We start from the raw sequence: 4,984 nt of genomic DNA on the forward strand, positions 1-4,984 counted from the left end.
GGGCGGCACGGTCACCGCGCCGATCAGGAAGGGCGAACTCATCACCAGCGCCAATGCGGCGCCCGTGCCGGGCTCGAAGATCGTCGAACTCAGGGCCCGCCAGGACAGGCTCGTCTACGGCGCCTGAACGAAAAAGCATCAAGATCGATCCAAACGACCACGACTCAAACAAGGAGTGCCGAAATGGCTTCCGCCGCCAGAAGTTCAAATGCCAAGCTGAAGGACGATGGCAGTAATCTTCCCTTTGCATTCCGGCATTATCCGCCGGAACAGTTGAAGGAGGCGCTGCGCAAGATGTACCTCATCCGCCGTTTCGAGGAAGGGGCGGAGGAATCCTATACGCGCGGCTTCATCCACGGAACCATGCACCTTTCGATCGGCCAGGAAGCGAGTGCTGTCGGCATATCATTGCCGCTTGCCGATGACGACATGATTACTTCGACGCACCGTGGCCACGGCCACTGCATCGCCAAAGGTGCGGAAGTCTCGAAGATGTTTGCCGAGTTTTTCGGCAAGGAGACGGGCTATTGCAAGGGACGTGGCGGCTCGATGCACATTGCCGACGTTTCGAAGGGCAATCTCGGCGCCAACGGCATCGTTGGCGGCGGCATTCCAATCGCGGTGGGCGCGGCACTCTCTGCCAAAAAGCAGAAGAACGGCAAGGTCGTCATTTCCTATTTCGGTGATGGCGCCAACAATGAAGGTGCATTTCACGAAGCGCTCAACATGGCTGCGGTGTGGAAATTGCCGGTTGTTTTCGTCTGCGAAAACAATGGTTACGGAATGTCCACTTCAACCAAACGTTCAACAGCGGTTGCCAATGTCGCCGACCGGGCTGTTGCCTACAACATGCCGGGCGTCATCGTCGACGGCAACAATCTTTCCGATGTTGCCCAAGCCTCGCACGAAGCTGTCGAACGGGCGCGGCGCGGCGAAGGCCCGACCCTCATCGAGTGCAAGACCTACCGGCATCGCGGCCATTCCAAGAGCGATCGCAACCGATACCGCACCAAGGAAGAGATCGAGGACTGGATCAACAATCGAGATCCCATTCATTTGTTCCAGGAACAGTTGAAGGAATTCGGCTTCGTCAATGATGGCGAAATAAAAGCGATCCGCGCCGACGCCGAGAAGGAAATCGCCGAAGCAATCGAGTTTGCCAAGAACAGTCCCTCACCGGACTTGAGCAATCTCACCCGCGACGTTTATACGGTTGATATTCAATGAACGAGACAATTCGCGAACTCAGTTATTCGCAGGCCATCCAGGAAGCCATGGCGATTGCCATGGAGGCGGATGAACGCGTCTTCCTCATGGGTGAGGACATCGGCGTTTACGGCGGTGCGTTTCAGGTGACTGGCGATCTCGTGCATCGCTTCGGGGAAGATCGCGTCATGGATACGCCGATCTCGGAACTTGGCGGCGCGGGCGTGGCCGTCGGGGCGGCACTGACCGGCATGCGCCCAATCTTCGAATTCCAATTCTCCGACTTTGCCGCCCTCGCCATGGAGCAGATCGTCAACCAGGCGGCAAAGATCAGGTATATGCTCGGCGGCGCCGTATCAGTGCCGCTGGTCATGCGGTTTCCGGCGGGGTCCGGCACCGGCGCTGCCGCGCAGCACAGCCAAAGCCTCGAGGCCTGGCTCGGCCACGTGCCGGGCCTGAAGGTTATCCAGCCGTCGACGCCTCACGATGCCAAGGGCATGCTGCTTGCCGCAATCGAAGACCCGGATCCGGTGATGATCTTTGAGCACAAGCTGCTCTACAAGATGAAGGGTCCGGTACCAGAAGGTCACTATACCGTGCCGATCGGCAAGGCTGCCGTCATGCGCGAAGGAACTGATCTGACCATCGTTGCGACGGCAATCATGGTTCACAAGGCGCTCGAAGCGGCCGAGGTGCTTGCCAAGGAGGGCATCAGCGTTGAGGTCGTCGACCTTCGCACGGTGCGGCCAATGGACAAGGCGACGATCATCGCCAGCGTCAAGAAGACGTCGAAGCTGATGTGCGTATACGAGGGCGTCAAGACGCTCGGTGTCGGCGCAGAGATCAGCGCCATGATCGCGGAGAGCGAGGCGTTCGATTACCTCGACGCGCCGATCGTGCGCCTTGGTGGCGCCGAGACGCCGATCCCCTATAATCCGGACCTTGAGAAAGCGACAGTGCCGCAGGTGCCCGGCATCATTGCAAGCGCCCGCGATCTCGTCAAAGGGGTGCGTTAGTCATGCCCGTCGAAGTGATCTTGCCCAAGGTCGACATGGATATGGAAAGCGGCCAGATTTCACGCTGGTATGCCAAGGAAGGCGACAGCGTCTCCAAAGGGCAGCTTCTGTTCGAGATCGAAACGGACAAGGCAGCCATGGAAGTGGACGCGCCGTCTTCCGGTATCCTGCGCGACGTGAAGGCCGAAGAGGGCACGACCGTGCCTGTAGGGCAGGCGGTCGCCTGGATCTATGGGGAAAGTGAAGCCTATGCAGCCACCCCCGCCAAGGCGGAGGCAGTTGCCCCAATCGCCTCCGAGCAGCCGGCCAATGCGCCAAAGCCTGTCGAGACTGCGCCTGTTCAGACGGCACCGGTCGACGCTTCTCCTGTCGCTGCGGCGGCCAATGGCGTCCGCGCCACGCCGTTGGCGCGCCGTGTTGCCCGCGAGGCGGGGATTGATCTTGCCTCGCTCAAGGGCTCGGGCCCAAAGGGCCGCATCCAGAAGAAGGATGTCGAGGCAACCGCGCTCAAGTCGGGTGCGAATTCCGCAAGACCGAGTGCACCGGCAGATGCGCGCTCGCCAGCGCCTGTTCAGAAAGCCGGAGAAGCGCCGCTCAATGCCGTATGGCTGCGCGAAGGCAAGGGCGGCGCCGGCCACGCGCCGGTCGTTCTCATCCACGGCTTCGGCTCGGATCTCAATAGCTGGCGGCCAATGCTTGGCGGCGGCACGCTCGACAATCCTATCCTTGCGATCGATCTGCCGGGCCATGGTGGATCGAACCGTACGATTCCCTGCGATCTCGATGCCATCGCGGCGCTCGTCGAACAGACGATCGCTGCATACCATTCGGGCCCAATCATTCTGGTCGCCCATTCGTTTGGTGGGGCAGTCGCAACGGAAGTGGCAGCGCGAAACAATCTCGATGTTCGCGCACTGACGCTGATAGCACCTGCGGGCCTTGGACCCGAGATCAACGCCGCATTCCTCGCTGGCTTCGTTCGGGCGCGCAGCGAGGCGAGCCTCGTCGCCTGGATGAAGCAACTCGTCCAGGACGAAAGCCTACTGACCAAGCCGTTCGTTAATGCGACACTGACGCAGTCGCAAGACGCGGCCCTGCGCGAAGCGCAGCAGCAGGTGGCGGATCGCTTCTTTGCCGACGGAACGCAGGTTATCGACATCAGGCCAAGCCTCGGCAACCTGCGAGTGCCGACCCGGGTGATTTTCGGCGCGGCTGACCGGATCATACCCGCAGGCCATGCCGCGGGCCTTCCGGGCGAGGTCGCGGTGCATGTCTTTGCCGGAACCGGCCACATGCCGCAGCTCGAACAACGCGAGAAGGTCATGCGCATCTTGAACGAGGTTAGCCGGGCGGTCGCCTAGTTCACCCGGGACGATTATTCGGAAATGGCGCGCTGGTTGTTCCGGGACGCAATCATGGCGCGGCGGATGGCGCTGCGGGCGGAGGCCAGGTTGGGCATCACCCAGTTTGGCTCGGCCCCCAGGAACTTGTCGAGGAAGGCGATCGCATATCCCGGCATCTCCTCGACGTTCTCGCGGTATGACCACCAGGTGCGCAAATCATCGGCGCAGTCGTCGATCCGTGCGGCCGTACCGAATTCCTGCTCATAGATGGCCGCAATCGTTCCAACGCAGAAGTTTGTGTAAAGGAAGCCCTCCGGCCAGAAGGCGATGATGTCCTGCATCTCGGTCTTTGCGGACGAACCGTGTTGCGGCTGCCCGCACACCGCTGCGGGTGCTTCAGTGATAAGTTCCTTCAAGACAAGCCCGGCGGCAAAGATAATGAAATCTTTCCGGTCAATGCGCGCATAGGACTTTTGCTGTTCGACCGTCTCGATCCAGTTGAGAAAAGCGCGGGTAAGCTTGGTTTCGTCGATGCTGAACTGGTAGCCGTAGTGGTCGGCGATCACCGCGGCATTCTTGCGGAATGCCATGCGAAACCACCGCAACCGGCGCAACCGATGACGCAGATCCGGAGTGTGGACAAGTTCATCTCGAAACAGAAAATCCATGTGCTCGTACCTTCCCTCGGATGTTAACACGTCATACGCTTTCATGCATCCTCAGTACACATTTCAGCGCGCGCCGAAATCATACATATTGACATTACGAAAAACAAATGTTCTATATTTTTTCGTTCGATCATGACATATGTTGGCGATCGGGCGATGGGAGGTTTATGACATGGCAATGTGGCAATGGGGATTGCTTGCCCTCGGATTCTTGTGGGCGCTGCAGTCGCTGGGCGTCTGGTACCAGATGCGTCACTACACCGATGTGATGAAGGGTATCACCTCCAAATACAATGATGGCTTTGTTGGCGCCGGCAATGTCCGTGGCCGCCTCGGCAAGGGCGTGATCGTCCTCATCGTTGCAACACGCGACCTGACGATCCAGCGGTTTCTCGTCATGAGCGGGCGGTCGGTTTTTGCGAAGTTCAAGCGGCGCGAAGAGTTCGAGGGGATCTCGCTCAGTGCGCTGCGTACAGACCCGGTGGTGTCTGGCTTGGGTGATCCGGCTCTGGCCAAGGCGGCAGAGCGGGCAATTGAACAAATAGACCGGGCGAGGGCGGACCCGCCGAAGCCTGGCCTATCGGGAATTAGGGCAGTCAACGCATAGGGACGGCCGCTTACCGCGGTCGGCAAGGAGGAGAGGGAACATGTCAATTCTAACAATGTTGGCGCAACATGCCGACATCGCCGCGCACCACATTTCGGTGGCCGGGTCGATGGTCTCGGACGCGGCGCTGCACGGCAAACAGGC

5 protein-coding genes and 1 pseudogene are annotated in these 4,984 nt (G+C 59.9%); 5 read left to right on the top strand and 1 reads right to left on the bottom strand.

What is annotated here, in order from left to right:
- The first annotated feature begins 183 nt into the window (after nucleotides 1-183).
- From pdhA to AAAB35_RS13245, 3 genes are read left to right on the top strand one after another with little or no spacing between them, the layout of a single operon-like run.
- Complete coding sequence (pdhA, locus tag AAAB35_RS13235) at nucleotides 184-1,227, top strand: pyruvate dehydrogenase (acetyl-transferring) E1 component subunit alpha (RefSeq protein ID WP_340668736.1); 1,044 nt, start codon at nucleotides 184-186, stop codon at nucleotides 1,225-1,227.
- Nucleotides 1,224-2,222, top strand: a complete 999-nt coding sequence (locus AAAB35_RS13240) for an alpha-ketoacid dehydrogenase subunit beta (RefSeq protein WP_340668737.1) — start codon at nucleotides 1,224-1,226, stop codon at nucleotides 2,220-2,222. The genes pdhA and AAAB35_RS13240 overlap by 4 nt, the downstream gene beginning before the upstream one ends.
- Before the next feature lie 2 nt (nucleotides 2,223-2,224).
- Nucleotides 2,225-3,583 (top strand): acetoin dehydrogenase dihydrolipoyllysine-residue acetyltransferase subunit, encoded by a 1,359-nt coding sequence (locus AAAB35_RS13245; protein ID WP_340668738.1) that lies wholly within the window; start codon nucleotides 2,225-2,227, stop codon nucleotides 3,581-3,583.
- Between the two features lie 14 nt (nucleotides 3,584-3,597).
- Here the strand turns inward: AAAB35_RS13245 and AAAB35_RS13250 are convergent, their stop codons facing one another.
- Nucleotides 3,598-4,233 (bottom strand): hypothetical protein, encoded by a 636-nt coding sequence (locus tag AAAB35_RS13250; protein ID WP_340668739.1) that lies wholly within the window; start codon nucleotides 4,231-4,233, stop codon nucleotides 3,598-3,600.
- A gap of 172 nt (nucleotides 4,234-4,405) precedes the next feature.
- Between AAAB35_RS13250 and AAAB35_RS13255 the strand changes: the two genes are divergently transcribed.
- Nucleotides 4,406-4,840, top strand: a complete 435-nt coding sequence (locus AAAB35_RS13255; protein ID WP_340668740.1) for a transcriptional regulator GutM — start codon at nucleotides 4,406-4,408, stop codon at nucleotides 4,838-4,840.
- 40 nt (nucleotides 4,841-4,880) lie between these two features.
- Nucleotides 4,881-4,984, top strand: a pseudogene (locus AAAB35_RS13260) (PTS beta-glucoside transporter subunit IIABC); the annotation flags it as partial.

This window comes from Phyllobacterium sp., assembly GCF_037994425.1.
In the GTDB taxonomy this organism is placed as follows: domain Bacteria; phylum Pseudomonadota; class Alphaproteobacteria; order Rhizobiales; family Rhizobiaceae; genus Phyllobacterium.